The following is a 26,632-nucleotide window of genomic DNA, read 5'->3' as shown; positions in this document are numbered from 1 at the left end:
GCGCAGGATATCTCTCATAACATTCATTCATTTATGCGTCGGCTCCAGCATAATCCCTCTCGGGTTATTCGTTTTTTCCTCCATCCGCTTCTTTCCTATCTTTCGGCGGAGGAGTAATAAGTATGCAAACCAGGCTTACAACACCATGTACGATACGGAAGGAGAAGTGTTTTTTGCAGACGCCAGAACCATCGATCCGGCAGCGCTGCCGGATATCGACCTTATTTGCGGCGGCTTTCCTTGTCAGAGTTTTTCAATCGCTGGAAAGCGGAGAGGATTTGCAGATGATGCCAGAGGAACTCTCTTTTTTGAGATTGCCCGCCTTGCCGCCGCTAAAAGACCTGCATTTCTGCTGCTTGAAAATGTTCCCGGATTGCTTTCGCACGACAACTGCCGGACGTTTGCGACCATCCTCAGTACGCTGGATGAACTGGGGTACGATGTCGCGTGGCAGGTGCTTAACAGCAAGGATTTTGGAGTCCCCCAGTCCCGCAAAAGGGTGTATATTGTCGGATATCTTAGAGGAAAATGTTCCGGCGAAATACTTTCTTTCACAAGCACAAATGGAGCGACTCTTGAGCAAGTCCTACCAGGCCCGGAAGGTTGCCGGGTCTACTCCCCCAGCGGAGTGGCCCTCACCCTGACAAGCACTGCTGGAGGTTTTGGTGGGCGCAGCGGGCTTTATGATGTGAGCCTGCCCATCAAGGTCATGACGAAAACCGGGTACCAGCTCGCCCACCCCGGCGACAGCATAGACCTGGCCTACGCCACCATGAATACCCGGCGCGGCAGGGTTGGAGATAAGATCGCGCACACTGTTACCCCTGGAAATAATCAGGGGTATTTTTTTATTGACCTGAACGAAAGCCCTGAATTGACGGAGAATGCAAGGTGTCTGCTAGCTAACCAGGATGCGGGTATTGGCAAGTTCAAGGGCGCGAGATCGGGTGTTTTTGTGGAAGGACAAGCCCCTTTCGCTGTACCTGTGCGGGACGCGGATGGCAATCTGCATTACGGCAAAGTGAGAAAGCTCATGCCTATCGAATTCTGGCGCTTGCAGGGATTTGGTGATGAGCAGTTCCACAAAGCTGCGGATACTGGGCTGTCAGACGCACAGCTCTATAAAATGGCCGGAAATGCTGTTACAGTGCCTGTTATCTCCGCATTGGGCGAGAAAATAAAAGATATTTACTGGAGGTCATGTCGTGCCTAATCATGTAACAAATATCATTGAAATCAAGGGCGATACCGCCAGGGTCAAAGCCTTGTTTGAGGCCATTAAGAACGATGAATATGGCCTCGGTTCCATTGATTTCAACAAGCTGATTCCCATGCCGCCGGAGTTGGATATTGAGGAAGGCAGCCGCACAGACCGTGGTCTGAAAGCCTACCGGGACTTCATCGAAGTCTACACTTTTAACAGCAAAAAAGAGAATTTCGACCTGTCCAATATTCCTGAAAAAGCGGAGCAAGCCTTTCTCCGTGTGCGGCCGGATATCGACTCAGCAACGTGGAAGTTAGGAAAACAGGCTTTCCAAAATCAGCAGAGATGGGGCTTTACCACCTGGTACGACTGGCGCATCAAGAACTGGGGCACCAAATGGAACGCCTATGGCTACGAGGGCGGCGTTCAGTTTGACGGCAAATCCCTGCGGTTCCAGACGGCTGGGTCGCCTCCCAAACCCATCGTGACAAAACTCTCCGAAATGTACCCCGACTTGGACTTCACCCACCAGTGGGCCGACGAGGACATCGGGCAGAATTGCGGCGAGGATGAGTACCACAACGGTTCCCTCTGTGGCGAGTATCGTCCTGCTGGGAGAGAAGCCGTAGAGTATGCCAACAGCCTGTGGGATAACGATGAACAGGAGGAAGATGAAGATATGGACGAAGAAGAAAGCATGGGGGGCTGAAACTATGAGCATTAAGCATATTTCCACGGACGACCTGCGCCCCATGGGCAATACAGAAGGGCTCATCATCCAGGGCTGCGGCGGAGATTTGCGGGAGTGGGTGGATGGCATCAACGAAATGCTGACCGAGGAAGGTATTCTGCGGAACGGCAGCAAATTTGAGAAATGCTCTTCCTTTGAGCATGACGGATTGACCTGCCTGCTGTTTCCCTTTGAGGGGGTCAACGTGGATATGGGCCGGTTGGCAATCTGGAGGCTCAAGACACATGACGCCTTTGGGGGCACGTGGCTGTCTGATTATGTGCCCAACCGTCTGGGCGGCTTTGATAGTTCCCAGATAGAGGAAACCGCAGAAACAGAGGACATGAGCATCGGGATATCCATGAAATAAGTATAGCAAAATTTTAGGCCGGTATCAATCGTTCAGAAAGCGATTGGTACCGGCCTTTTTTCGTTTTCTGGACGGTTTTCCGGCACACAAAGGAGATGATGATGTATCAAATCGCCGGTATCGTGGGTGGGCAATAAAGCGCCCATCCTCCCCATTATCTACAGCTTGTTCCCGTTGCAATACGGCAGGTTTGTGGAGGTGTTCGGCGGCTCCGGCAGCGTGCTGCTGGGCAAGCCCTCTGACCCATTCGAGGTGTATAACGACTTCGACCGGAATCTCGTCAACCTATTTCAATGTATGAAGGAACGCACCATGGCAACTATCCGGGAACTGGGTTTTTGCAACCTCAATTCCCGCGCGGATTTCCAGGCTATCAAGAAGTTTTTTCAGCATGAACAATTCGATGACAGATTCCTGGAAGAAGAAATGGAAATGACGAAAATCTTGTTCCCTCCGCCAGTGGCAGAGGAATTGCAGGCCATCCGGCAGCGTATCACGAAAGATTACGATGTGCGCCGGGCCGCTATGTACCTGAAATTATTGCGGTACAGTTATTCCAGCGGGAAGAAATCTTTTGCATCACAGCCCTTTGATTTGCGGCGGCTGTTCAGCCTGATCCAGCAACTGGAGAGTAGGCTGGCCAATGTTGTGGTGGAGAACCAGGACTTTGAAACCCTCATCCACCACTACGACCGGCCTGACACCTTTTTCTACCTCGACCCGCCGTACTTCTCCACGGAGGATATGTACGCCGTAGAGTTTGCCTGGGCCGATCATGTTCGGCTGCGGGATGTGGCAAAGGAGATGCAGGGCAGGTTTCTGCTCTCGTATAACGATTGTACAGAGATTCGGGAGTTGTACGATGGATTTCCCATTTATGATTTCACCAGAGTCCACTCCATGGCCCAGCGGTATGAAGCCGGGAAAGAGTTCAAAGAACTGCTCATCGGCAACTATGACCTGTTCGAGCGGGAAAATGCAAAGCCAGCACAAATGAAGTTTGAAATATAGGATGTGATTATTTTGGCAAGCGAACCATTTATTCTGGTGTCCGTGCCTCTGGAGATGTTTCTGGATGCGGGCATCAACACCGAAAGTATCATTCAAGTGAGCGCCCGTGAGGGCAAGATCATCATCGACACGCCGGACACCACGGATGATTACGTCTGCGACCGTGACTGCGAAAACTGTCCGCTGAATGCTGTCCCCTGCGAGTTCGATTGCGAGGGATGTCCCTGCGAGGCTAACTGTGACGGAAGGGAGCTGGATGAGTGAAAAAACTGCTGCGTATTCTTGGCAAGCGGGGGCGTATCACCATCCCCTTTGAAATCCGGCAGCGGGTGGGCTTTGCTTACAATGACGTGCTATCCTTCACCGAGTCCAGCGATGGCAGGACGGTAATCGTCCGTAGGGAGAAGCTCTGCGATGACTGCCAGGACAAGACTGTTCGGGCCATGACAGATGACCGCACCATGCTGCTGGAATTGCTGGACTCCCTGCCCACGGAACTGAAAAAGGCGGCGTTCGTGCAGCTTTCAGAGAGCCTGGGCAGGCTGCCCCGCCGCGAAATTCAGAGAAAGAGAGGTACGGCGCTTGCAGATCCGGATATTCCAAATTGACAGCGACTACGACGAGGACAGCTTGAAATTCCGCGGGCTTGAACAGACCATGGAATTGCGCGGGGGAGCTGGCATTGACCCCGGAATCTATGAGGAAGTGTTCCGGGGCGACGTGAACTGCAAAGACCTGGAAGAAGTCTACTCCCTGTTCAACATGGGCGGGCACCCTCTGCATCGGGGGCACTCGCTGTCCATCTCAGGCGTGGTGCTGACCGAAAACGGCACGTTTTTCTGCGACCATTTGGGGTTCAAGCAGGTGGATTTCGACCCCGCAAAGGCCCACAAACCAGACGCTCTCCTGCGGATTGTATATGTGGAACCCGGCAGGCCGCCTTTTGTTAGTGAAGTAGGCCGTGACTTGCTTTCCATGCAAAAGGCCGTGGGCGGCCCGCTGGAAGTCCTATACAATCAGGACGGCACCGTGCTTCTCTGCAATGACGAGGGCAAGCTGACCGGCTTGGAGGGCAACCGCCATGTGGGCGAAGATATCATCGCCGGGCCGTTCTTGGTGGTGGGAGATAACGCCGAAAGCCTCCGCTCCCTCACGGATACGGAGGTTGATCGGTATATGGAGCGGTTCGCCCAGCCGGAGGTGATAAGCCAGGAGGAAATGGAAGAAGCCGTTGATTTCACATTTATGTCGATGTAAGGGGAGGCGATAGTCCTGGAAACGATCCGCGCTCCGCCCAGATCGTGGAGCATTTCTGGCTGAATCTTTGTTGCATATTTATTCGGGCTTGGTCTGGACTTTTTCGTTTTTTATGGTATGCTTGTGGTCAAGAAAAACTCCAAGAAAGGATGAACCCTATGAAGAAAATCTTGACTTCGATTATAGCTGCCGCCCTGCTGGTGAGCAGCGCTGGGTGCCATGCACAACAGCCACAAGCCACACGCTCCGAGCCGGAACCTGCGCCCCAGGCGCTTGTACTGAATGTAGCCTCGCCCACCGATACCAGCGATGGACACATCGACACGAGCGCCATTATAGCACAAATCACAGCAGGCTTCAAGGTTAAGCTGGATACGGCAGAAAAGAAGAAAGAGGAGCCCAAAGCCTCCCCTGCCGCCCAGCGAAAAGAGGTGCAGGAATCGGAAAAGCAGCCAGAAAATCCTGCCATAGAGCCAAAAACAGTGGCAGCAACTCCCACTCCCAAGCCACCTGCCACCGAACCTGACGCCTACCTGAAAGTCACCGTGAAAGCCACTCCCACCCCGCCGCCAGAGGCAACGCCGATACCGACACCCGTTCCCACACCGGAGCCGCCAGCCCCAACACCCGCCCCTGCGGAGCCTACCCCAGCCCCGGCAGAACCTACCCCCGAGCCGGTCATAGAGGAACCTGCTTTCGATATCGGCTACTGGATAGGCTACGCCCAAAGCTGCGCCCAGGGGCTGGGCCTGCGGCTGGAAAGCAGCGCAGTAGACTGCTGGGACAACCCCATCGGGGCCGGACCCCACAGCACCTGCCTGGAGCGGGACATCAGCAGTCGGCTGAATAGATATGCAAACGACCCGGATATCACAGACGTGTGGGTATGGTACGAATCCACCGGAAATGGCACCTACAAAATTTATATCGGGTACGCATAAGAACAAAAAAAGAACACTAACACCAAGCGCATCGTGAAACCACGGTGCGATTTTTTTGTGCCCAAACGGGCAGAAAAGGAGAGCAAATGACATCTACAATCAAAAGAAAGAGCATGGCGCTGGTCATGGCCCTGCTACTTTGCTTTTCCATGTTCGTAAGTTTCAAAATGTCCCAAAGCTATACAAAAGCGTCCGGGTCGTCCAAATCGTCATAGTTGAGGATGTCCTCGTCCTCGTCTATGGGCGTTCCGTCCGGCACGTCCGCCTCGTACACGGTGTACTGCTCGTTGGGATTGAGCGTTTTCATGCGGCGGCAGATAAGCCGCTCCAGCGAAAAGGCGTTTTTCTTCTTGTCCGCCTCCGCCGTGTATCGGTAGTTGGGGTGCTGTTTCAAATCATATTTCCGGGAATAGAACGGCGGCAGGCCCCGCAGTTGCAGGATGCACCTGTCGCCGGGCATGGTGGCAAGCTCGGCGGGGGTCATAAGCTCCCGGCCCAGCCGTTGCGTGTTCTGGTTGTAGCTTTCCGACTGCCCACGGGAGCGGCCCTCCGTCTGCATGGAGATGGTGGCCTTGCCCAGCCAGTTCTCCGATATTTCCTTGATGGTGCTGGCCTCCCGGCCCCCGAGGAACACCACGCTGTCCATGTTGCCTAAAATGGTTTCCATTGACCGCCCTGCATCTGGCTTTATGATAGAGAGCATTTTCTATTTGTCCTCGACACCCCGAAAATGCTGATGCGTGATTACGCAAGGGAAGTCACCAAACGGTCAGCAGCGAACTGACGCCACGGGAATTACACCCCAACTGTCGGTCTGACAGAGCCGCCCCCATTGCCTGCGGCGGGCTGGTTACCGCTCGGACTGTGGCTGGACGGGAGTATCATTGTCCTCTTTGTGGGTCTTGGCGAAATCGGGAGCTGCCCGATATTTTCAGTCGATATTTTTTCGCTTACTGCCTTTCGGCGGGTCATGGCGTACCGCTGCACACGCTTACGCTTATTACAGCCACAAAGAGAATGTATTTGGTGAATGGGTATTCGGTTGTCAAAGAGCCGTCCCGTTCCTGCCATAAAGCGAAACAGGTGAAAGGGCTTAAGCCCCTTCACCTGTTTGCTCACTCACCAAAGGCTGCGTGTAGTGTAAATTTTAAAAAATCTTAAAATTCTTTTTCAGCTTTTCAACCGCAATATCCACGCTGAATTTTACCGCCCTTTTCGTGCAGCCCTCCAGCTTCGCAATCTGCTCATAGGTCAGCTCCCCGAAAAAGTACAGTTTCAGCCTGCGCCGCTGTACTTCGGGAAGTTCGGAAACCGCCCTATGTAGCTGCTCGTATTCGATGCTCTCTGAAACAATATCCTCAATCCGTTCTGCCTTATAAAAAGCTCTGTCATTCAGCGTTTCATCGGTCAGCTCGGAGTGTTCAATGTGCCTGCTCACCCTGTTCAGATGGGATATGTCCTCAAGCTCAAATCTGTCAAATGTCTGGTACAGCATTTCGTCAAGCTCAATATTCTGCTGCTTTCCACGCCCGTCCTTAAAAGAGAGGTAATAATGCCCCTCAGCTATCGTCAAAGTGTACGGGTTATACTTGTCCTTTTTTCGGTTTGGATGCTTTTCAAGCATTGTAATTTCCTCCAATCAATCTGAATTTTTTTGAAAATCCAGATTGACGGGCGGAGAACGGCATCCAATCCCAGAAACCGCCTTACGACGTGTTCTAACAAAAAACGACAAAAGAGAAACCGCAAAGGTTCTGTGACCTTCACGGTTTAGGGAGATTTTAGTTCTAATATATAGAAATATGACTTCTACTTGCAGGGTGCAAAGCCCCCATACGCTGACGGGGATTTTTTTAACAGGTTACCAACCCATCCCCGACACGATATATGCAAATAAAAAGCACTTCCCGTATGCAAAAAAATCCCTCCAAACTGAAAACAGATTTGGAAGGACTTCCATTTTTGGCATGGCAAAGCAGCCCACCAAACACTGTTTTTCTATTTTGTGGGCTTCCCTTTACCTCTGATACTATTTGGAAATGTGCCTTTCACCTATATTTTCTTTTCTATGTCTATCACTTTCTGCGTCCATTCTCGGTAAAACGCTTCCTCATGCGACACCAACAGCACTGTCCCCTCAAATTCTTCCAGTGCGGTTTTCAATGATTCTTTTGCCAGTGCATCAAGATGGTTTGTCGGCTCGTCCATGATAAGGAAATTGCACGGCTTCATGATAAGCAGGCACATTTTAACCTTTGCCTGTTCCCCTCCGCTCAAAGTACCGATTTCCTGCATGGCGTGTTTGCTTGAGATGCCGCAGCCCGCAAGACGCTTTCTCACGTCTTTTATCGTAAGCGACGGGTAAGCATCGGAAACAATCTGAATGGGCGTTTTTTCTATATCCGCCCATGCCAGCTCCTGCTCAAAATACCCAATCTTTACCTGCTCCGAAAAACGGAAACTCCCGCTTAATGAGGGTATTTGGCTGATAAGCGTTTTTAGCAGGGTGGATTTGCCAATGCCGTTAAATCCCGTCATAACAATTTTCTCTCCCCCTTTTATGGAAAAGCTGATGTCCGACAAAACAGGATAATGATAGCCAACATCCAGATGTTTTACTTTTAGATGCTCTGTCGTAGTCAGCGGGAGAGCTTCAAACCGAAAATGTGGCTTGATTTCTTTCTGTTCCAGAGCTTCCATCTTATCCATTCGGTCAAGCTGTTTCTGCCTGCCACGAGCCATTTTTGACTTTCTCCCTGCAATATTCCTGCGGATAAATTCTTCCGTCTTTTTGATGGTTTTCTGCTGTGCGGCATACTGTCTGATATAATCCTCACGGAGCAGTGCCTTTTTTCTCGTGAACTCTGAATAAGTGCCAAAATATTTTGTAATCTTCTCGTTGTCAATGTCGCATATCCTTGTGGATATTTTCTCTAAAAAGTCATAGTCATGCGATACTACCAGAAAAGCGTTTGGCAGGCTGGAAAGATATTCGGCAAGCCATGTAACATGCTCCTTGTCCAAAAAGTTCGTCGGCTCGTCCAAAAGCAAAATATCTGGCTTCTCAAGCAGCAGCTTCGCCAGTATGACCTTTGCCCTCTGCCCGCCGCTCATCTGCTCAATCGGTCTGTCTAACCCGACTGCCGTTAAGCCCAGACCTGTCGCTACCTGTTCTATCTTTGTGTCAATCAAATAAAACTCTTTGCGTTCTAATTCTTCCTGATACCTTGCCGCCATGCCTAGCTTTGCCATATCCCCATTCGCAGACTGGCAGTACAGCTCATTCATCCTGTTTTCTATCTCATACAGCCCAGAAAATGCGGATTGCAGGAACTCCCTCATCGCCACGCTTTTATCAATTTGGGCGTACTGGTCGAGATACCCTATTTTTGTGTTCGGCTGCCATACTATCCTGCCAGAGTCGGGGATAAGCTGCTCCGTGCAAATTTTTATGAACGTGCTTTTTCCCGCCCCGTTCTGACCGACAATCCCGATATGCTCCCCTTTGTTCAATGTAAAATCTGCGTTTTTAAACAGATAATTTTCTCCAAAAGAATGCGTTAATCCCGTAACTTCTAATAAACTCATAATCATTGTCCTCTCTTTTTACTGTCTGATTTTTCAAAATGGGCAAAAAAATAGCAGAAGTCAGATACTCTTGGTATCATGCCTTCTGCTATATCCGTTCCATCGCAAACCGCTTGCAGGAAACAGCCCATATACAACAAAAGGCTACGGACAAAACACTGTCCATAGCCTGCTGCACACAAATTTGTACGGAAAAAGAAACAATATATGAAAAAGACATAAAATCCCTCTCATGTACTGCTGCATTTCCCGATGAAATCCTAACGTGTTATATTACGCTATACTCTGTACAATGTTTCATCGGATTTGATTGTACAGAGCTGATTTTCTTTTTAGGCGGAAGTTCGTTTGTGATGTAAAAGCTCATGAAACTGTTCTCCTTTAAAATTAGTGCAAATTATTATAGCATGAAAACCAGCAGTTTGTCAAATCCTATTTTTATGAAATTTTCAGACTTTTCATCTCACATAACTTGAGATTACAACAATTTGATTTTAGAAATTACAATTCTTTATGTTTCAATTTCTACTCACTATCAAGCTTGAATCATCTTTCCTTTCTTCAGTCGGAAAATAGTGTCTGCCTGTTTTGCAAGGTCGTTCGAGTGGGTAACAATAATCACGCATTTATTCATTTCATGGGCGCATTCTTTCAAGATGGAGATAATTTCTGCCGCTGTATCTTCATCTAAATTTCCAGTCGGCTCGTCCGCAAGTATTACTTTTGTATCGGAAGCCAATGCACGGGCAATCGCCACACGCTGCTGCTGACCGCCTGAGAGTTTTAAGACATTTCGTTTACATTCTTCCTCGGTCAGCCCGACACCCTCTAAAATTGGCTGCGGTGAAAGCTTTGCTGTCAAAGCGACATTTTCTTTTGGCGTTAGATAGTCAATCAGATTGTAGCTCTGGAAGATAAATGCCACATTATTTTTTCTGTGATTGGCAAGCCCTAACTTTTCAATGTCCTGTCCATCGTATAAAATCTGTCCGTCTATGGGGCTGTCCAGACCTCCCAACAGTGACAGAAGCGTGGTCTTTCCACATCCCGACTGTCCGAGGATAGCGTACATTTTCCCCTCCTCCAATGCCATGTTGATACCGTTTAATACATTCCGCTTATTGTCATAGGAATAACGGATGTTGTTCATTTCGAAAACGCTCATTGTAAAATCCTCCTAATCCATTTGTGATAAAATCTTTCTTGGTTTCATCTGTATGACCGTGATAGATGCAACTGAAACGGAAACAGCAATAAGTAATGCCCCAAAGATGTAGATGTAGAGCAAATCACTTGGTCTGACATTTACCGGAACACTCTCCACCGTTTCCAGTTCAGAAGTATCATAGGGGATATATTGCCCTGTTATGTCAAGATACTCTGATCCATCGTCTGGAACTTCTATTTCTGGTGCCTCCTGCGATTCGGCTACCCGATGGAAAATCAAATTGCTGATTCCCTGCGAAACAAAACTGCTTGCAACATAAGACAATCCAAATGCCAGAATTGCTATCATAAGGATTTCTATAATATACTGAAAGACAATCCTGCCTTTCGTTATCCCGACAGCAAGCAATATGCCCGTTTCATGCCGCCGCTGTTTTATCCACATAGACAAAATCAATGTTAAAATACCTACGCTTACCAAAACGCATCCTACAATCATCCAGATAATCAGTTTCTGCATCGCTGTCAAAGACGAAGCGACCGCTTCATAAGCAGAATTATCTACCGTGAGCTTAAAGCAGTCCCAGTCCAAATCAAGAGCTTGTATCTGTTTTGCGATGCCGTCAATTTCTCTGGGGTCGTCTACATAAAAATCAACGCCATTGTCATACTGGATTTCATCTCTCTGCATAATTTCACGCATTGCCTTATGGTCGATAACCAGACGATTACGCTTGTCCGTTGATGTAGTATGAAAAGATTCAGAGTCCCCCATATACTCATAAATGCCGATGATTTTCAGCGGTACATCGGGATAATCCCCGCTGTCATAACAGCACTGTACGGTAATGGTATCGCCGAGCTTTAACTTATTGTTCTCTGCAACTGCCGTACTGATTAAAACAACATGGTCGTCGTCCTCTTTGATGTGTCGCCCCTCCACCAACCGAAATGCCTTGCGGGTAAAAAAGTTGAAATACTCTGAATTTGTTACGGATGGAAGTCTGCTGTAATCGCTTCCCTCCCCAAAGCTGAAGCCCGATATAAACTCAAAATCCTTTGCAAAAACACTGCCATCTCCCAAACCATTGTATGACTTGATTCCATCTACTGACAGTATCTCTTGAATATCCTTGTCAGTGATGGGAGTTCCCGTATAAGCGACCATCGTTCCTCCCGCCGCCTGCTGATACTGCCAGTTCGCACGGTTATTTTCATCTAATTCAAGGCGGACGCTCCCGCCTATGGATTGCCGCAGGCTGTATGCTGAATTGTCCGCTGCCTTATAGATAGACAGTCCAGTTAAGGTAAATGTGGACATTGCCAGCAGCAAAAAAAATAAAATAACCGTTTTTACTTTTTTCCGAACCGTATATAAAAATGCTCTTTTCCATGTACTCATAATTTTTATCCTCCTGTCAGCTCATTTTTGATAAAATATCTTTTGGCTTCATACGGGCAACTGGCAGGGATGCCATAATTACCGTGAATATGATAACGAATGTTTCTATCAGAAATTGCAGCAATATGTTTTGCAGAGAAAGCGGCATATGGATGATTGTTTCCATACCTTTTAAGGCATCCTCTGTCTGCCCTGTGACAAAACTGCCTAGTGGAAAAGATACCAGAAACACCAATACAGCCACCATTAAAATTTCATAAATGAACTGCATTGTAATCTGTGAAACGGATGTGCCTATGGAAAGCAATATCCCCGCTTCATGTATTCTGTTCCTTATCCGCATGGCAAGCACAAGGAAAATCACAATGATACCGATAAGCATAACCGCCAAAAGCATGATTCCCGTAAGCTGTTCTAAGGTCTGGATTTGGTATGCAACTGACTGGTATTCCGATTCATTGATTCGGATAAAATAGTCCTCCCACGGAATAGATGCAATCTGTTTTACCTGCTTGACAATGTGCGTCAATTCCTCTGGGTCGGTCACAAAAAAAGCCACGTTTCCAGAATATGCAGATGTTTTTTGGTTAGACAGCTTCCAGAAAATATCATGCGTCGTAAAAATGGTGTCATCGTCATACTCCATTTTGCTGTCACTGGCATAGATTCCTGCGACGAAAACTTTTGCCTGTTCCCCGCTGCCATCAGAAACAGATTTCAATATCAACTCACTGCCAATCCCTAAATTATTTTCTTCTGCCAGTTTAGCACTGATAACAGCCGCATCCGTATCCTCTGCCGTAATATGCCTTCCCTCCGTCAGTTCCAATATCCCGCTTACAAAATCTGTCTGATAAGCGGTTTCCGTATTAGCAGAAAGATTACCGCTTTCCATTCCAGAGAGAAACTCCATCCCCTCCGCAGAAATGGGAAGACTTTGCTCGGCATTGTACGCCTTTATCCCGCCAACGCCTAAAATCTGTTTCACTGTTTCATACGGGATAGGGATTTTATCAGCGGTATATCCCGTTTCGCTTCCGTCAAATTCCAGATGATTGATACTGCCACTCATCGTAAAGGATGCCCCAATCGTTTCCCGTAAAGCTCTGGCTGCTTTTTCTGTTCCACTTCGGATAGAAATGCCGACCATAACGGAAACAGTCAGAAAAAGCAATAGCAAAAAAAGCGTCAGGCTTTTTCCTTTCTTCCGTACATCATAAAGAAATGCCCGTTTCAAGCTGCTCAAAAAATTTTCCTCCTTTCGTTTGTTTCGCTTAAATTTTATACCTCTGGTGTGAGTGGGGTATCAGTCTAATGTGAATGGCATGTGAAATCACAAAAAAACTGCCTGTTTTCGATACAGACAGCTTTTTTATCCTATTCAAATTCAATCGTGAAACGCATCCCACTATTATCCTCTAAGGCGGTAAACATATAGGGGATTTGCAGCGTTTTCAATACCGTGTCTACAATGTATAACCCTAAACCATTCCCCCTTGTTTCCCTGTTTCCGCCGAATGGCATCATGGTATCCCCGCAGGGGGCTTCCTTAACTCCATATTCAAATCGGTAAAATGGTTCAAATATATGTTTTTGGTATTCCTGCAGGATTGGGACACATTCATTTTCCAGAACCAATTTTTGTTCTTCTATATAAATTTTTATAGTACCTCCTTTGGGCGTATAAGAAACCGCATTAGACAGTAAATTGGAAATTACTTTCCTTATCATTGATATAGGGTAATGGACAGAGAAGTTTTCTGAAACATCCATTTCTATGCGAATACCCTTTGATTTTGCAATCATCTGATACGGCTCCGACATCTGCTCTATTAGTTCTGATATATCAATTTCAGTATCTTTTTCCTTATCATTCGTTGCAGATTTTGAAGTGTCTAAAATTTCTTTAATCATCACTGCAAGTTGTTCTGTGAGCATTTTGCATTTTGGCAGATAAATCGTATGGTCTTTGTATTTCCCTACGTTTAAAATCATATTTTCCAACATGGCATTGATAGCCGTAACAGGCGTTTTTAACTCATGGGATGCAGAGCGCAATAAATTTGTTTTCTGCACTTCCATTTCTTCTACCTTATAAATTTCCTGCTCTAAGTTATGGATTGTTTTTAGCAGATTATTATAAAGTGCGTTTACATTGTCTGCCAATGTTTCAATTTCATCGTGTGTATGGACTTCGCAGGAAATCCCATGCGTTAATCCCTGCATTTGTTTTGTTACATTAGTAATCTGCTTGATAGGCTTCGTGAGCATATGGGAATACAGCAATGCAGACAATAGTGAGATAAGCGTACAGGCAAATGCTGTAACAGGCAGGATAACTATGATGGTACTGACTGCATCCTCAATCTGCTGCCTTGATATGACCGCCCTCACATACCCTTTCTGGTTCGGAAATATCTGTTCTGCATATAAATAATTTTTATCTCCTTTGGGACTTTGGGATAATGATATTTTTATCTTGTCATCCGATTTTTCTGCAATGATATTCACATCTTCCTTATTGCCACTTGGATTTTCGGCGTCCTCTGAACGCTTCAAATATCCGTTATCCCCCACGTTCAACAGTTTCATTTCATATGTGTATCCATCGTATTTTACCAGAATATCCGCATACCATTTCCCCGCAAAATCTGTCACGAAAGCGAGCCTGCCCGCATCTTCTGTATCTGCAATTTCCTCGCATAATTTCTCAATATCTGCTTCCAACGCATTACGCTGTCGGTAATTGTAAACAGTAGGAAGCAGGATATAGATTAGCAAATGGGAAACCGCCACAATAATTATCATTAGGCTAAATGTGTATAAAAAAGTCTTTGGAAATAATTTCAGTTTCTTCATATACCCACCTCTAACTTATAGCCAATCCCCTTTACGGTAACGATACAGTCAAGTTCCAGTTTTTTACGCAGGTTCCTAATATAACTGTCTACAATACGGTCTATCACATAAGAGTCATCTCCCCACACTGCATTTAATATCTGCGACCGTGACAGCACCAGACCTTTATGGTCGAGTAGGAGCTTCAGCAAGTCAATCTCTTTTGGCGTTACATCTATTTTCCCCTTTGGGTTGCAAGCAGAGTACCCAGAAAAATCAACTGTCAAATCACCATATTTCCAAATTTTTGTTTCTTCTTTGCCACCTGCCCGACGGAGCAATGCCGTGATGCGTTTTCCAAGCACTACCATAGAAAACGGCTTTGTCATATAATCATCTGCCAGACAGTCAAAACTTGATACCTGTGTATATTCATCTTCCAAAGCCGTAAGCATGATAACTGGTATCTGGCTTGTCTTTCGTACAGTGTTTAATACTGCAAGCCCCGACATGGTAGGGAGCATAATATCAAGAACAATTAAGTCCACTGTATTCTGCGAAAAAAGCTCTAAAGCATCTGTTCCGTCATATGCGGATATGATTTCGTGACCTGCTTCCTGCAAGTATTCAGAAAGGGCTTCGTTTGTATCTATGTTATCCTCTACAATCAATATCTTTGCCATAAAGAGCACCTCCAAGTTTATTTTAGCATTTCTGTGTGAATGGCGTATGAATTTTTATACTGAACCACTTAATACTCCCATTATAATTATCTGTTTTTTGTGATTCAACTGTGCGAATACCCACTTTTATCTCTCAAGACAAGAGATAGAACCTCTTATTAGCAGAGATTTCACATCGTTTTATAGGAACTTCCATCTCTGTAAAATAGATATTATAAAATTTTTTAGTATGGGCGGTGAAAAAATGAGTAATGATTTAGAAAATTTTGATTTTCTGGAATTAGGGCAGGCAATCCAAGATGCCCGTGAGAAACAGCGGATTACAAGAGAGGAATTAGCCGAGGAGCTTGGCATTTCGGCAAGGCATTTGCAATCTGTGGAGAAAGAGGGGCAGTATCCGAGCTTTCGGCTGTTTATTCAGCTTGTTACAATGTTCCACATATCCGTAGACCAGTACATACACCCAGATGTTCCGACAGAGAAAACAACTTTACGTCGGCGGTTAGATGTGCTTCTTGATACTTTTGATGATGCAGAACTGACTATCATAGCAGGGACGGCGCAGGGGATATGTAAGGCAAAAGAGCAGCCAGAGGATTAACCTCTGGTTTTTCTTTCGCCCTGCCCTGCTAATAGTTTGGCACTCCGTAACCGTATATTGAGCTGCTCCCAACTGGATAGCTCTGCTGTTTGCAGGCATCCCCAGAGTTGCCCTCCACGGTGAAGACCGTCCCGTTTTCACATTTCTCTACAATGCCCACATGGTCGATTGAGCCGTCGCTCCCCCAATCAAAGAAAATTAGGTCGCCTACCTGCGGCTCATAGTTCTTATCCTGCCATTGCCCTTTGCCTTTAAACCAGTTCACGCCATCCGAGCATAAAGAGAATTTCGGGATGATGCCGCTCTCCAGATAGCCGCACTGGTCAGCACACCACGATGCGAAACAGGCGCACCATTCCACACGCCCATCAAAGCCGTACCAGCTCCAATAAGGCTGTCCGCCCTCGTTGCCGAGCTGTGTCAGAGCCACTTCTACGATGGCTTGGTTTCCTCCGCTTGTAAACGCCCGCCCATATGGATAGTAACGTAATACATGGGCGGGGTACTGCGTGTCGCCGTATTTTTCCCAACCTAACCTCTGTGCCTGCATAGCGGAAAATTCCACCGCATTTGCATAGGAATAGCCGCCGTAGTTGGTCTTTGCCCATGAGATATACCCGTTGCCGAAGTTATAGCCCTGCAATGCAAGTTTGATACGCTCCATGTCAATCGGGTTCTCCACTTCGGCTGAAACAAGGGCAGCTTTTAATTCCTGCACGCCGCATTCGATGGAATATTCGGAGTCTTTGATTCCGTTCGGCTGATGGGGGTACTTCTTATTGAAGCTCCCCTCCGCCGCCTGCATCGGGTCGCTGCCCTTTCCCCCAGATTCCTGCATCATCACCGCCTTGATAAGCTCCACATATTCGGGGATCTCTGGTCTTTATATCAGCCATAAAATCCGACCTCCTTTCTCAGAAGATTTGAGGTCATGTCAGTTTACCTTTTTTGCCACCACGGCAAGCCTGCCGTTCTGTGCGGAGTATTCGCAGGTGGAGAGGGTAATGAGCTTATCCCCGTATTCAGCGGTCACGCCCGTATCATACAAGGCAAGCTCCTTACACTTCCCGACATAGGCATCAAATTCTTTTTCATTTTCCGCATTGACAAAATCATAGTAGCGGTAGCCCTCCGAGCTGTATGCCACGGTCTTAAAAACAGCGATAACTTCATACTCTGCCTGCTCCGTGAGGGTGTCAAACTGGATGCTCTTATGCTTCTCATAAAAGCTCTTGGATTTATAATCTTCCAACGCCCCGAACATCCTGCCGCCTTTGATGTGGTGTCCGTAGATAACCAGATTGTCGCTTGTGAGGATGTCGCAGTCCCCTTGGATATACGGCACTCCCAAATCGCTGTATTCTTTTTCAAAGCTGTGCTTCAGATAGAAGTTGGGATTGTTCCTGCTCTGCATGACAGGGTAGTTGATGCTTGTTCCGTCAATGGCAATCCAACCGACCATATCCTCATTCTGCAAATACAGCTTTTTGTATTTTGCCAATATATCCTCGCCCTCGCTGACGGGCGTATCCTTATCTTTTGGCGGTTCTTTCTCTGGCTCTGCGTTCTCCACAACCTCGGCAATCTCCGCAAAGGCTTCCGTCTGCTCGTCTATCTGCTGGTAATGGCTGTAAATCTTAATGCCGCAAAAAACCGCCGCTCCTAAAAAGGTAACAGCGGCGGCGGTACAGAGAATGGTTTTATTGTTCTTAAAATTCATAGGCATTTCCTTTCCTTTTTATACTTTAACGTGTATGCTCCGCCTGCTTCTTGGGCGTGGGTAAGTCCCTGCAATATTCGGGATACCGTGCCTTGATGCCCTCCATGAAATACGGGGCGAACTCGCAGCAGAACAATTCCTCTGGCGTAAAGAGTTTCTCACGCCCCTCCTCGGCGTAACCGTTCCAGAGGTTAAAGGCAAGGTGGCAGACCTTGACCGTGCCGCTTGTCTGCCATCCGCCGTGCATCCCCTCTGGCTTGATGCAGTCCGTCTTAAAATCGAACATGGCGTTGATGTTCTGCCTTGTTTCCCCCGCAATCCCCATCACATAGAAAAACGCCCTGTGATAGCAGTCGTTTACCCTGCATTTCATCATACTTTCCAGAAAAAAATCACGGTGGGCTGCGTTGCGAAACCTTATCTCCGACATAAAAATCCTCCTTTCTCCTGTGCCGATACACTGCAAGCCGTTTCTTTTTGCAGCCGTGGCAGAATGATATTCTCCACATAAACTTCATTGATTTCAGAAGCGATAAAGTCACGCCCGTTTTTGATGCACTGGACTACCTCGCTCCCAGAGCCTGCAAAGGGGATTACCACTAAATCGCCCGCCTTGCTGCTTGCAAGCAGCATCCGTTCCGCCAGTTTCTCTGGCTTCTGCGTGGGATGCCCCGTTGCTTCTTTATAATTAGGCATAATCCTCGGAAACTCCCACACGTTTCCGCAGGATTTCCCCTTTGGGTTCTTCCGTCTGTCTTTTTCGCCGCCCACGTCATACGCGATGCGGACGGCGTCAATGTTGATTCCATGCAGGGGGTTACTGTAAAACCACAAGAAAGGTGTTCCTCCCTTTCGCCCTGTTCTGGGTGATGCGGTTTAAAATACTGTCGAGGACAACGAGCATACCGATAGGCTGTAACTGCTTTCCCAAATCGAGGATGTCGTAGCAGATAAGGCGGCTGTGGGTGTCCACGTTCGTATGCTTGGCAAAGGTGTTGAGAGAGCCGTCCGTGAAAAGCTCAATCGCAAGGGCGATTTCCTGCGCTTCTGGCTCGTCCTGCTTTAACAGCTCCTCACGGAAGTCCTGCAAGGTCGGCGGCGTACCCATATAGTTGCCCTGCTGGTAGTAGCGGTAGACGCTTGCCGTGCAGCGGTCGATAATGGATTTCTGCTTAGCCCCTAAACTCGCACCGCCAATGAGCTGTTCGCACAAAGACAAAATAAACTCTGATTTCAAGATGACGGGGTTCGCACCGTCGCCGTAATCAGAGTTCATGTCCATTGCGTTGATGTGGTTGTCGCTCGTCGCCGAGATGTGGACGACCTCGCCCTGCATCGCCTTTACAAGCGGGGAATAGTCGGCTAAGTCGGGGCGATTACTCGCCCTTTCTCGCCTAAGAACCGTACATGAGCGTTTCCACTCATACGGCTCAAGCATTTCATCACTCTTTCGAGCGGCTCTCAAGATAGATTCGTTGGCAGTCGGCGTGAACATACGCCATATTTGCCACTTCCTCTTTTCCGCCACAGGACTTCGGCACTTTGAAGAAAATCTCCCTCTCATCCAAAATATCCAGTGGCATTCCACAGTGATAGCAACAGCCGTCTTGATTCTTCCAGATTACGGTACTTGTATTCGCCTGTTCCTCCTGCGGTATGACCTCCAATGTTGGCACTGGAATTATATCGGATGGCATTCCCTGCACCGTCGTAGGTGTGGGTAAAGCTAATCGTTCCGATGTCACCCGCTGCGAACGCTGTCGTGGCAGGGACGGCGGACAATGCCGTGACCGCAGCCAAAGCAAACGCCGCAGCCCTCTTGAATAATTTACGAATCTTCATTCGTTACCTCCTGTTCGTTCTCATGTTGATAGTTGACTTTCTGGCAGAAAAAAAGCCGCCCTTGTGGACAGCTTTATCCTTTCCCCCGAGGCCAGAGGCAAATATGTAGAGCCCATCGTGGTGAACTTCGACGGCACCATCATAGGAGGCCATCAGCGCCGCACGGTGATGATGGACCTGGGCTACACCGAGGCCAGTGTGGTCGTGGTGAACATCCAAGACAAAAATAAGGAGCGCATGGCCAACCTGGCCCTCAATAAGATTTCCGGGCGCTGGGATACCGAAAAGCTCAAGGAAATTCTGGTGGGCCTGGACCTGGACGGCTACGACTTCACCGCCGCGGGCTTCACCCGGAATGAGCTGGAAGACTTGATACAGTCCCTGGACATTCCCGACGAGGCCCAGGATGATGAATTTGACCCGGATGCCGCGGCGGCTGAGATTCAGACCCCCGTCACCAACCGGAGGGACGTCTGGCAGCTGGGCCGCCATCGTCTGCTGTGCGGCGACGCCACCGAAAGTGAGGACGCGGCCCTGCTCATGAACGGCGCGGAGCTTGACTTGCTGGTGACAGACCCGCCCTACAACGTGGACTACGGCGGCAAGGCTGTGTTTCTGGAAAACTATCTGGGCCAGACCGGCCCCAGGGCTACCAGTGAGATAAAGAACGACAAGATGACATCCGCCGACTTTTACAAATTTCTCCGGGCGGCGTTCCGCTGCGCTTTTGACGTGATGAAAAAAGGCGCTGCGGCCTATATTTTCCACGCGGAAAGCACTGGCACCAAGTTCCGGGAGGCGTTCAGCGATTCCGGCCTCAAGCTGGCTCAGTGCCTTGTGTGGGAAAAGTCCAGCTTCGTCCTCAGCCGGCAGGATTACCAGTGGCGGCACGAGCCTATCCTGTACGGCTGGAAAGAGGGGGTTGGGCACTATTTCATAAATGACCGCTCCCAGGACACCATCCTGCTGGAGGACGAGCCGGACTTCAGGAAGATGAGCAAGCAAGAGCTGCTGGCCTTTGTGGAGGGCTACGTCAAGCAATACAAAGACCTGACCTCCGTCCTCTACGAGAAACGGCCCAGCAGAAATGATATGCACCCCACCATGAAGCCGGTCCCCCTGGTGGGCAGGCTGGTGAATAACTCCAGCAAGCCGGGGTGGTGTGTGGGTGACTTTTTCGGCGGCAGCGGATCCACGCTCATGGCCTGTGAGCAGCTGGGCCGCACGGCTTACCTCATGGAGCTGGACGAGCGCAACTGTGATGTCATCGTCCGGCGCTGGGAGGAATACACCGGGGAGAAAGCGGTGAGGTTATGAGCCGGGAACGGCAAAAAGTCAACCGGCGCAATCTTGCGCTCGATACCCTGGAATTGATTCTGGAAGGAGTTGAACTGATCGTGAGTGCAGACGGAAACATCACCGGCGGCTCCATGTACCCGACCCGCACCATTGCAAAGCTGTTCGGCGTGACCGACCGGCACATCCAGCAGCTGACAAAGGACGGTGTGCTCCCGGCCACGGAAACCCCCAACGGCCGGCAATATGACCTGGTGCCCACCATTCAAGCGTATATTCGCTACCTGCGGGACGCGGCCCACGGCAAGACCGGCGACCAGAGGGAGCAAGAGCTGAAGCAGCAGAAGCTGGAGGCCGACCTGGCCCTCAAGGGCACCCAAAACGAGCTGCACCGCCTAAAGCTGGATATAGCCGCGGGGAAATACATCCCCGTGGAGGAAGCCACCCTGGACTATGCCCGGTTCTTTGTGGCTTTCAAGAAGTTCGCGCTGTCTCTGCCGGGGCGGCTGATCAGCCGGATCAGCGGGGTGGTGGAGCCTACAGAGGCCCGGTGCATTGAAAAAGAGTTGCAAGGGGATGTGACCAAGCTGCTCAGGGCTTTTGTGGTGGCGGGGGTGGATGAGAGTCAGGTAAAAGGGACTGGTCAAAGATGACTAAGCGACGGCCTACGGCCTTACGCTCATCGCCCCGGATACGCAAGTACCCGGTGACAGACTACCAGCGCAAAGCCCTCCAGAGCCTCATGCCCCCGGAGGACTTAACTGTATCTGAATGGGCCGAGAAGTACCGTATGCTGGACAGTAAAACCAGCGCCCTCCCTGGCCCCTGGCGCAATGAGATGACGCCGTACCTTGTGGGCATCATGGATGCGATGCTGGACTACGAAACAGAGGAAATCGTGCTGTGCAAGTCGGCCCAGCTGGGCGGCACGGAGGCTATCCTCAACGCCCTGGGCTATATCATTCAGCAGGACCCCTTGCCAACATTGGTGGTGTATCCTTCGGATGTGCTTGCCGAGAGTATATCGAAAAATCGGATCGTGCCGATGGTAATGGCCTCGCCTTCTTTGCGAGAGCGGTACCGGGCAACGGAAAGCAAAAAGCTGGAATTGCAGTTTGATGGGATGTATCTCAGTTTGGAAGGGTCAAATTCCGCTTCCAGCTTATCCAGCAAGGCTGTCCGTTTCTTATTCTTGGACGAGGTGGATAAGTACCCTGGGGCCAGCGCCAAAGAATCAGACCCCATCTCCCTAGCAAGGGAACGCACTAAAACTTTTCAAAACAGCAAAAAGATTTTAATGCTTAGCACCCCCACGATTACCACCGGTCATATTTGGAAAGCCCTGCAGAACTGCGACATCGAGAAACACTACTTTGTGCCCTGTCCCCACTGCGGGGAGATGATAGAGTTTAAGTGGGCAAACCTCAAGTTTCCCAACGATGAGGGCATGAGCTACGTTGACCGGGCGGAGTTGGCGGTGTACGCCTGCCCGGAGTGCGGCGGGGTTATCACCGACCAGCACAAGGGGCAGATGCTCCGGCTGGGGGAGTGGCGGGTGGTCAAGCAAAACAGCCCCCACGGAAAGAGGGTGGGTTTCTGGATCAACACCTTTTACTCCCCCTTCGTGCGGTTCGCGGATATCGCCAAAGAATACTTCAAGAGCCGCCACGACCCGGAATCCCACCAGAACTTCATCAACTCCTGGATGGCGGAGCCCTGGGAGGATACCGCCCTCAAGACCGACGCCGACCTGGTGCTGGAGCGCCAGACCCATGTGCCTGAGCTGGTGGTTCCCGCCTGGGCCAAGCGGCTTACTGCCGGGGTGGACGTGCAAAAGACCTGTGTGTATTGGACCATCCGGGCCTGGGGCAGCTACATCACCTCTCAGAACATCGCCCACGGTCAGGCGCTGAGCCTTGCGGATGTGGAGCATGTCATGAATCTGCAGTACCAGCGCGAGGACGGAGGAACCCCAATGGTGGTCAACCTGTGCCTGGTCGACAGTGGCTATGATACCGATATGGTATATGACTTCTGCTCGGAAAACTCTGAGTGGGCCCTGCCCAGCAAGGGCGCAAGCGGGGCCATGAACGACCACTACCGCATCACCCAGGTGAACAAGCCCACCAGCCGGGCCCACGGTATGCAGTTGGTAATAGTGAATACCGGGCTGTACAAGGATATGATAGCGGGCCGGATGCACAAGAAAAACACGGACAAGGGCAGCTGGATGGTTTATCAGGGCTGCGACCGGGAGTATGCCGAACAGGTGACTGCCGAACACAAGGTGAACGTGCGCTCCGGGAGAAAGAACGTGCTGACCTGGGTGCAGAAAAGTTCCCACGGTGACAACCACTATCTGGACTGCGAGGTGTATTCCGCCGCGGCGGCGGATATTTTAGGCGTCCGGGAACTGTATCTGGAGGAGATCGCCCAGGCCCAGGCCCAGGCCCCGGCCCCACCCGAACCTGCCCCGGAGGAAGAATGGATAAAGACCCATGAGAACTGGATATAGGGAGGAATGCCATATGAACGGAAGCCTGGAAATTCATGTAAATTTGACCGGGAGATCGAAATTAGAACACATCTGTGAATTTATCGACTGCTTGCTGGAGAAATATCCTCAAGCAAAAATTATTGTCGACTTAGCTCCGGGAAGTTCGGGGAGGAATTCATATGTCTGAGAATAACGAGGGCGCCGCCATCAACCTGGAAACCTTCTCCAACCGGGAACTGCTCTCCCATGTGGACGCCGCCATACAAAACATCCTGGTGGGTGGGCAGAGCTACAAGCTGGGGAGCCGGAGCCTGACCCGCGCCGACCTGGGGCTTCTGCGGCAGATGCGAAATGAGCTGCTGGCCCAGGAGAATGCCGGGGACGGGTGTCTGCTGCCGGGGACTGTGGCCGCATTTTTTGAGGGAAGATAGAAAGCCGGACAGCTTGTAGCTGCCCGGCTCTTGCTTACGCTTGAATTTTTGTGATGAGCGCTTCCTGCAAAACCTGGGAGAAGTTGACGCCCATCGCTGTAGCCCGGTCGTTGAGCCAGGAGGGAATGGTGAGTGTCTTTTTTACGGCCTTCGTTTCTTTGTACTGGTCGATAGTGCAGGCCACCAACGAGGTGAAGCCTTCATCCGGGGTGATAGCCCCTATGTCGGAAGGTTGTGCAAGCGGTTTGCCCTGCTCCAGCAGAGTGAGCACATAAGCGGCTAACGCCTCCTGGGCCTCGGCCATCGTCTCGGGGAGGGTGTCGCCGAAGCTCTGGCAGCCGGGCAGGTCGGGGAACTCCACCCAATAGGCGTTATCTTCTTGATGAAAAACAGCGGGATAGACAAACATCATACAAGATACCTCCTTAAAGGAGGGGCTATTTAAGCCCCGTGTCCTTTAGTATTTTGTTTAGCAAGCCTGTGGGAACATCTTTGCCGTGGATGGGGAGCACCGTGGTGTCCTCTCCCTTTTGAAGAACATGGTGGCTGCCGTGTATTCTGACCACTTCCCAGCCGTTTTTCTTCAGAAGTTTCAGCAGGTCTTTGTCTTTCATGTTCTTCCCTCCTTGCAAGATTATTATAACACGTGCAACACGTATTATCAATACTTTTCCGAAAAAAGTTGGTGATAAAATGAACATAATCGACCAAGTTGTAAGCTGGTTCAGCCCCCAGCGCGGGTTTGCCCGGCAGGCGTGGCGGGATGCGCTCCGGCATTACGACGCGGGGGACGATTCCCGGCTCAACGCCAACTGGCGGGCTATCAACACCAGCGCCGAACAGACCGACCGCTACAGCCGGGACACGGTACGCGCCAGAGCCCGCGACCTGGAACGCAACTCGGATATGCTCAACGGGGTGATGGGGGCCTTCGTCCGCAATGTGGTGGGCGGGGGCTTTACTTTGCAGGCGGAGACCGGCAAGCCGGAGCTGAACCACGAGATAGAGAAGCTCTGGGCCCAGTGGTGCAAAAAGCGCAACTGCGATGTTACCGGGACACAGAGCCTCAGTCAGATGCTCCGCATGGCTGTACGCCGGAAAAAGGTAGACGGCGGTATGCTGTTCGTCAAGCGGTACACCGGGGACGGTCTGCTTCCCTTCAAGCTCCAGGCGATGGAGGTGGATGAGCTGGACGGCAGCACCATCGTGGCAAAGCATAAGGGCAACCGCGTGTGTGGCGGCTTCGAGTATACCCCATACAATAAGCCCGTGGGCTACTGGTTCCGGCAGTATTCCATCGACGGCATCACGTCCCCGGAGCCGGTGTATGTGGAGGCAAAGGACGTTATCTTCTATTTCTCCAAGCGCCGCCCCTCCCAGCTCCGGGAGATGAGCGACATGACCCAGACCCTGACCCGCATAAGGGACGCCAACGAATTCATGGTGTCGGAGGATGTGAAGCATCGGGTACAGGCCAGCATCGCTCTGGCTGTGAAGAAGGTGAACCCCACAGGGGTGGGGCGAACCAGTGGGAGCCTGGGCAAAACCTACTCCCGGCAGATGTTTACCTCCGGCATGGTCACAGAGTTAAATGCTGGAGATGAAATCCAATTGATTAACCCCCAGGGCCAGGCCACCGATGCCGCTACCTACGTTAAGCTGCTCCAGCGGCTGGTGTCCTCCGGCCAGGGCTTGAGCTATGAGGCGGTGGCCCGTGACATGAGCGGCAGCACCTACAGCTCCACCCGGCAGAATCTCATCGAGGACGGCATGACCTATGCGGATGAAGTGGAACTGCTGGTGGAGGTCATCGATGAGATATACGAAACCTTCGTCATTTCGGCAATGCTGGCGGGGAAAATTTCTGCCCCGGATTTCTGGGATCAGAAAGAAATGTATTTCGCCCACAAGTGGGTAAAGCCGCCCAAACCGTGGATCGATCCGGCAAAGGAGGCCGCAGCCACGAAAACCGCCATGCAGAGCGGGGCCAAGACCTTCAAGCAGGTGGCGGCAGAGAACGGCGCCGATTGGCGGGATCAGATAGATGATATCGCGGAGGTCTTAAAATACGCCCAGAGGCAGTACCTGACTCCCACGGCGACATTCCCCGCCATTTTGGACAACGCCATCGAAAAGGCGTATGTCACCGGCCATAAGCAAGTGGCGGTCACCTTTGACCAGTGGACGAAGAAAGGCACCCTCTCTGACTTCAAGGTCCACGATAACAACTACCTGGCCGGGCCCATCGGCGACTTTGTGGAGGTCCCCGAGGGCGGCGAGCTGAAGAACGACCGGCCCACCGACGCCAAGCTGCCTACCCGCAGGCTCAAGACCTACGGCAAGCAGTTCACTCTCAGCCGCCAGACTTTCATCAACGATGATATCGGCCTGGTGACCAGCCTGCCCGCCCGCTATGCCGCGGCGGCCCGGCGCACCATCAATCGCCAGTGCTATGAGATCCTCATGAAGAATCCCAAGATCTACGATGACAAGGCGCTGTTCAGCGCGGACCACAAGAACCTGCTCAAGACCGGTACCGGCATCACCAAAGAGGCCGTGCAGGCCATGATCATGGCCATCTCCACCTAGAAAGACCAGTTCAAGCAGGCCATCACCATCCGGCCCGCCATGCTGGTGCTGCCTGTGGGCATGGGCTTCGACCTGTTCACCCTGTTCAACTCTCCCACCATCCAGACTACGGACAACACCCAGGCGGTGAACCCCCTGTACCGTTACGGCCTGCGGCAGGTGGAGGATCCGGAGATCAACCGGCTGGCCGAGGATGGCGTGGCCCCCTGGTTCATGCTGGGGGCCACTGAGGACACTGCTTTCATTGAGGTGGACTACCTCAACGGTCAGGAGGTCCCCAGTATCCGCCGCATGGAAACCGCCGGCCAGCTGGGCTTTGTGTGGGACATCTACCTGGATTGGGGCATTCAGGTCATGGACTACCGAGGCGCTGTGAAGAACCCCGGCATCAAGATCGAGAACACGCTTCTGGCGTAAGCGGAAAGAGAGGTAAATCAATATGGCAACTACGAAATAGGCCGCTAA

At 50.3% G+C, this 26,632-nt stretch carries 25 protein-coding genes and 5 pseudogenes; 14 read left to right on the top strand and 16 right to left on the bottom strand.

What is annotated here, in order from left to right:
• The 8 genes and pseudogenes from dcm to U8U68_RS16980 all read left to right on the top strand — a co-directional run.
• On the top strand, nucleotides 1–1,213 hold a 1,213-nt coding region (gene dcm / locus U8U68_RS17015; protein ID WP_322202928.1), incomplete at its 5' end, for a DNA (cytosine-5-)-methyltransferase.
• Complete coding sequence (locus U8U68_RS17010) at nucleotides 1,206–1,913, top strand: DUF1281 family ferredoxin-like fold protein (protein WP_322202926.1); 708 nt, start codon at nucleotides 1,206–1,208, stop codon at nucleotides 1,911–1,913. The genes dcm and U8U68_RS17010, both read left to right, overlap by 8 nt.
• 4 nt (nucleotides 1,914–1,917) lie before the next feature.
• A pseudogene (locus tag U8U68_RS17005) lies at nucleotides 1,918–2,250 on the top strand (hypothetical protein); the annotation flags it as partial.
• 180 nt (nucleotides 2,251–2,430) lie between these two features.
• Nucleotides 2,431–3,315: a DNA adenine methylase gene (locus tag U8U68_RS17000; protein ID WP_322202924.1), complete on the top strand. Its 885-nt coding sequence runs from the start codon at nucleotides 2,431–2,433 to the stop codon at nucleotides 3,313–3,315.
• Between the two features lie 12 nt (nucleotides 3,316–3,327).
• A complete protein-coding gene (locus tag U8U68_RS16995) occupies nucleotides 3,328–3,579 on the top strand; it encodes a hypothetical protein (RefSeq protein WP_289716775.1) in 252 nt (83 codons plus the stop codon).
• Nucleotides 3,576–3,923, top strand: coding sequence for an AbrB/MazE/SpoVT family DNA-binding domain-containing protein (locus U8U68_RS16990; protein ID WP_289716773.1), 348 nt, complete (start codon nucleotides 3,576–3,578; stop codon nucleotides 3,921–3,923). The genes U8U68_RS16995 and U8U68_RS16990 overlap by 4 nt, the downstream gene beginning before the upstream one ends.
• The gene (locus U8U68_RS16985; RefSeq protein ID WP_322202922.1) at nucleotides 3,898–4,572 is read left to right on the top strand and encodes a DUF3846 domain-containing protein; all 675 of its coding nucleotides are present in this window, start codon (nucleotides 3,898–3,900) and stop codon (nucleotides 4,570–4,572) included. Before U8U68_RS16990 ends, U8U68_RS16985 begins: the two co-directional genes overlap by 26 nt.
• Before the next feature lie 158 nt (nucleotides 4,573–4,730).
• Entirely contained in the window at nucleotides 4,731–5,513 is a 783-nt protein-coding gene (locus U8U68_RS16980) for a hypothetical protein (protein WP_322202920.1), read from the top strand.
• A 178-nt stretch (nucleotides 5,514–5,691) separates the two neighbouring features.
• Here U8U68_RS16980 and U8U68_RS16975 read toward each other — a convergent pair.
• The 8 genes and pseudogenes from U8U68_RS16975 to U8U68_RS16940 form a co-directional block, all read right to left on the bottom strand.
• Nucleotides 5,692–6,177, bottom strand: a pseudogene (locus U8U68_RS16975) (TraM recognition domain-containing protein); the annotation flags it as partial.
• Between the two features lie 483 nt (nucleotides 6,178–6,660).
• Nucleotides 6,661–7,137, bottom strand: a complete 477-nt coding sequence (locus U8U68_RS16970; protein WP_322202918.1) for an RNA polymerase sigma factor — start codon at nucleotides 7,135–7,137, stop codon at nucleotides 6,661–6,663.
• Nucleotides 7,138–7,565: 428 nt separating this feature from the next.
• Nucleotides 7,566–9,101: an ABC-F family ATP-binding cassette domain-containing protein gene (locus U8U68_RS16965; RefSeq protein ID WP_322202916.1), complete on the bottom strand. Its 1,536-nt coding sequence runs from the start codon at nucleotides 9,099–9,101 to the stop codon at nucleotides 7,566–7,568.
• 535 nt (nucleotides 9,102–9,636) lie between these two features.
• Nucleotides 9,637–10,266: an ATP-binding cassette domain-containing protein gene (locus U8U68_RS16960; protein ID WP_322202914.1), complete on the bottom strand. Its 630-nt coding sequence runs from the start codon at nucleotides 10,264–10,266 to the stop codon at nucleotides 9,637–9,639.
• A 12-nt stretch (nucleotides 10,267–10,278) separates the two neighbouring features.
• The gene (locus U8U68_RS16955) at nucleotides 10,279–11,670 is read right to left on the bottom strand and encodes an ABC transporter permease (RefSeq protein ID WP_322202912.1); all 1,392 of its coding nucleotides are present in this window, start codon (nucleotides 11,668–11,670) and stop codon (nucleotides 10,279–10,281) included.
• Between the two features lie 16 nt (nucleotides 11,671–11,686).
• Entirely contained in the window at nucleotides 11,687–12,916 is a 1,230-nt protein-coding gene (locus tag U8U68_RS16950) for an ABC transporter permease (RefSeq protein ID WP_322202909.1), read from the bottom strand.
• A 131-nt stretch (nucleotides 12,917–13,047) separates the two neighbouring features.
• The gene (locus U8U68_RS16945; protein ID WP_322202907.1) at nucleotides 13,048–14,529 is read right to left on the bottom strand and encodes a sensor histidine kinase; all 1,482 of its coding nucleotides are present in this window, start codon (nucleotides 14,527–14,529) and stop codon (nucleotides 13,048–13,050) included.
• Complete coding sequence (locus tag U8U68_RS16940; RefSeq protein WP_322202905.1) at nucleotides 14,526–15,191, bottom strand: response regulator transcription factor; 666 nt, start codon at nucleotides 15,189–15,191, stop codon at nucleotides 14,526–14,528. Before U8U68_RS16940 ends, U8U68_RS16945 begins: the two co-directional genes overlap by 4 nt.
• A 244-nt stretch (nucleotides 15,192–15,435) precedes the next feature.
• On the opposite strand from U8U68_RS16940, the gene U8U68_RS16935 reads away from it, so the two are divergent.
• A complete protein-coding gene (locus U8U68_RS16935; protein WP_322202904.1) occupies nucleotides 15,436–15,792 on the top strand; it encodes a helix-turn-helix domain-containing protein in 357 nt (118 codons plus the stop codon).
• A 28-nt stretch (nucleotides 15,793–15,820) separates the two neighbouring features.
• Here the strand turns inward: U8U68_RS16935 and U8U68_RS16930 are convergent.
• From U8U68_RS16930 to U8U68_RS16905, 6 genes and pseudogenes are all read right to left on the bottom strand, one after another.
• A pseudogene (locus tag U8U68_RS16930) lies at nucleotides 15,821–16,666 on the bottom strand (lysozyme family protein); the annotation flags it as partial.
• A gap of 60 nt (nucleotides 16,667–16,726) precedes the next feature.
• On the bottom strand, nucleotides 16,727–17,512 hold the full coding sequence (gene srtB / locus U8U68_RS16925) for a class B sortase (protein ID WP_322202902.1): 786 nt from the start codon (nucleotides 17,510–17,512) through the stop codon (nucleotides 16,727–16,729).
• Nucleotides 17,513–17,537: 25 nt separating this feature from the next.
• Nucleotides 17,538–17,942 (bottom strand): DUF6075 family protein, encoded by a 405-nt coding sequence (locus U8U68_RS16920; RefSeq protein ID WP_135990833.1) that lies wholly within the window; start codon nucleotides 17,940–17,942, stop codon nucleotides 17,538–17,540.
• Nucleotides 17,930–18,346, bottom strand: coding sequence for a DNA methyltransferase (locus tag U8U68_RS16915; protein WP_322202898.1), 417 nt, complete (start codon nucleotides 18,344–18,346; stop codon nucleotides 17,930–17,932). The genes U8U68_RS16920 and U8U68_RS16915 overlap by 13 nt, the downstream gene beginning before the upstream one ends.
• Nucleotides 18,339–18,872: pseudogene (locus U8U68_RS16910) on the bottom strand (VirB4-like conjugal transfer ATPase, CD1110 family); the annotation flags it as partial. The gene U8U68_RS16915 and the pseudogene U8U68_RS16910, both read right to left, overlap by 8 nt.
• 200 nt (nucleotides 18,873–19,072) lie before the next feature.
• Complete coding sequence (locus U8U68_RS16905) at nucleotides 19,073–19,354, bottom strand: hypothetical protein (protein ID WP_367575845.1); 282 nt, start codon at nucleotides 19,352–19,354, stop codon at nucleotides 19,073–19,075.
• Nucleotides 19,355–19,417: 63 nt separating this feature from the next.
• On the opposite strand from U8U68_RS16905, the gene U8U68_RS16900 reads away from it, so the two are divergent.
• The 4 genes from U8U68_RS16900 (at nucleotide 19,418) to U8U68_RS16885 (ending at nucleotide 23,578) form a co-directional block, all read left to right on the top strand.
• The gene (locus U8U68_RS16900; protein WP_322202896.1) at nucleotides 19,418–20,671 is read left to right on the top strand and encodes a DNA methyltransferase; all 1,254 of its coding nucleotides are present in this window, start codon (nucleotides 19,418–19,420) and stop codon (nucleotides 20,669–20,671) included.
• The gene (locus U8U68_RS16895; protein WP_322202894.1) at nucleotides 20,668–21,303 is read left to right on the top strand and encodes a DUF1441 family protein; all 636 of its coding nucleotides are present in this window, start codon (nucleotides 20,668–20,670) and stop codon (nucleotides 21,301–21,303) included. Before U8U68_RS16900 ends, U8U68_RS16895 begins: the two co-directional genes overlap by 4 nt.
• A complete protein-coding gene (locus U8U68_RS16890) occupies nucleotides 21,300–23,165 on the top strand; it encodes a terminase gpA endonuclease subunit (RefSeq protein ID WP_322202892.1) in 1,866 nt (621 codons plus the stop codon). The genes U8U68_RS16895 and U8U68_RS16890 overlap by 4 nt, the downstream gene beginning before the upstream one ends.
• A gap of 161 nt (nucleotides 23,166–23,326) precedes the next feature.
• A complete protein-coding gene (locus tag U8U68_RS16885) occupies nucleotides 23,327–23,578 on the top strand; it encodes a DUF6148 family protein (RefSeq protein ID WP_322202890.1) in 252 nt (83 codons plus the stop codon).
• Nucleotides 23,579–23,612: 34 nt separating this feature from the next.
• Here the strand turns inward: U8U68_RS16885 and U8U68_RS16880 are convergent, their stop codons facing one another.
• Nucleotides 23,613–23,990, bottom strand: a complete 378-nt coding sequence (locus tag U8U68_RS16880) for a type II toxin-antitoxin system HicB family antitoxin (RefSeq protein WP_322202888.1) — start codon at nucleotides 23,988–23,990, stop codon at nucleotides 23,613–23,615.
• Nucleotides 23,991–24,015: 25 nt separating this feature from the next.
• Nucleotides 24,016–24,192, bottom strand: a complete 177-nt coding sequence (locus U8U68_RS16875) for a type II toxin-antitoxin system HicA family toxin (RefSeq protein ID WP_322202886.1) — start codon at nucleotides 24,190–24,192, stop codon at nucleotides 24,016–24,018.
• Here U8U68_RS16875 and U8U68_RS16870 point away from each other — a divergent pair.
• A pseudogene (locus U8U68_RS16870) lies at nucleotides 24,191–26,584 on the top strand (phage portal protein). The gene U8U68_RS16875 and the pseudogene U8U68_RS16870 sit on opposite strands and share 2 nt — an antisense overlap.
• Nucleotides 26,585–26,632: the final 48 nt, after the last annotated feature.

The organism is Acutalibacter intestini, from assembly GCF_034334985.1.
GTDB classification, from domain to species: Bacteria; Bacillota; Clostridia; order Oscillospirales; family Acutalibacteraceae; genus Acutalibacter; species Acutalibacter intestini.
The sequence above is the reverse complement of the archived record's forward strand: the minus strand, read 5'-3'. Positions and strand labels throughout refer to the sequence as shown.

Bases quoted from the DNA above. Each gene is read 5' to 3' on its own strand.
- U8U68_RS16905 (WP_367575845.1), bottom strand. From the start codon at position 19,354: ATGAAGATTCGTAAATTATTCAAGAGGGCTGCGGCGTTTGCTTTGGCT.
- U8U68_RS16960 (WP_322202914.1), bottom strand. From the start codon at position 10,266: ATGAGCGTTTTCGAAATGAACAACATCCGTTATTCCTATGACAATAAG.
- U8U68_RS16885 (WP_322202890.1), top strand. From the start codon at position 23,327: ATGTCTGAGAATAACGAGGGCGCCGCCATCAACCTGGAAACCTTCTCC.
- U8U68_RS16935 (WP_322202904.1), top strand. From the start codon at position 15,436: ATGAGTAATGATTTAGAAAATTTTGATTTTCTGGAATTAGGGCAGGCA.
- srtB (WP_322202902.1), bottom strand. From the start codon at position 17,512: ATGAATTTTAAGAACAATAAAACCATTCTCTGTACCGCCGCCGCTGTT.
- U8U68_RS16980 (WP_322202920.1), top strand. From the start codon at position 4,731: ATGAAGAAAATCTTGACTTCGATTATAGCTGCCGCCCTGCTGGTGAGC.
- U8U68_RS16945 (WP_322202907.1), bottom strand. From the start codon at position 14,529: ATGAAGAAACTGAAATTATTTCCAAAGACTTTTTTATACACATTTAGC.
- U8U68_RS16895 (WP_322202894.1), top strand. From the start codon at position 20,668: ATGAGCCGGGAACGGCAAAAAGTCAACCGGCGCAATCTTGCGCTCGAT.
- U8U68_RS16965 (WP_322202916.1), bottom strand. From the start codon at position 9,101: ATGAGTTTATTAGAAGTTACGGGATTAACGCATTCTTTTGGAGAAAAT.
- U8U68_RS16955 (WP_322202912.1), bottom strand. From the start codon at position 11,670: ATGAGTACATGGAAAAGAGCATTTTTATATACGGTTCGGAAAAAAGTA.
- U8U68_RS16970 (WP_322202918.1), bottom strand. From the start codon at position 7,137: ATGCTTGAAAAGCATCCAAACCGAAAAAAGGACAAGTATAACCCGTAC.
- U8U68_RS16890 (WP_322202892.1), top strand. From the start codon at position 21,300: ATGACTAAGCGACGGCCTACGGCCTTACGCTCATCGCCCCGGATACGC.
- U8U68_RS16940 (WP_322202905.1), bottom strand. From the start codon at position 15,191: ATGGCAAAGATATTGATTGTAGAGGATAACATAGATACAAACGAAGCC.
- U8U68_RS16875 (WP_322202886.1), bottom strand. From the start codon at position 24,192: ATGAAAGACAAAGACCTGCTGAAACTTCTGAAGAAAAACGGCTGGGAA.
- U8U68_RS16880 (WP_322202888.1), bottom strand. From the start codon at position 23,990: ATGATGTTTGTCTATCCCGCTGTTTTTCATCAAGAAGATAACGCCTAT.
- U8U68_RS16920 (WP_135990833.1), bottom strand. From the start codon at position 17,942: ATGTCGGAGATAAGGTTTCGCAACGCAGCCCACCGTGATTTTTTTCTG.